The organism is Bartonella sp. ML69XJBT (assembly GCF_028618515.1).
Taxonomy (GTDB): Bacteria; Pseudomonadota; Alphaproteobacteria; order Rhizobiales; family Rhizobiaceae; genus Bartonella.
Map to the genome: position 1 here is coordinate 1 of NZ_JAQITB010000147.1, position 504 is coordinate 504.

At 39.3% G+C, this 504-nt stretch carries 1 protein-coding gene; it reads right to left on the bottom strand.

Annotated elements, in window-relative coordinates; genetic code table 11:
- Window positions 1-504, bottom strand: a 504-nt coding sequence (locus PVV68_RS10585) for a DUF3987 domain-containing protein (RefSeq protein WP_273722234.1), incomplete at both ends; no start/stop codon positions are given.

Here is a 504-nt window from a genome sequence, read left to right on the forward strand (position 1 = left end):
TAAAAGCTTTCAAATAAAAACCACGGTCTGATTGATATTCCTTTCTTTCCATATCTGCTAAAAAACCAGACAACTCATCACGAACCATTAAGAGACCACGGGGGTTTTCTTTTAACAATTCCCCAAGTTTTTCAACCGTGACATCATTGACAATCAGACGAGAGGCAGCAACATCATGGATATTATCTTTAGAGGGGCTTTCAGATAAACAAGCACGGGCTGTTTGTAGATCTCCTTTTTTGAGCGCTTTATTGGCTTGTTTTTCTTTTTCTCGTTTGCTTAAATTTTCTAGTATCTCGTCAATTTTTTGTTGTTCTTTCTGTTTATTCCATTCTTTATACCATTCCTCTTGAAGGGTATACACGGGTTCCAAAGCTGCTTCTATAGTTGGTGTTTTCTTTGTTGAAGGTTGACCAACAATAGCCCCCCAGAGATTAGGGGTAACCCTCCAAGTATCATACTGTTTTGGAGCAATACGCACTCCATTACCAATGACGGCAGCCA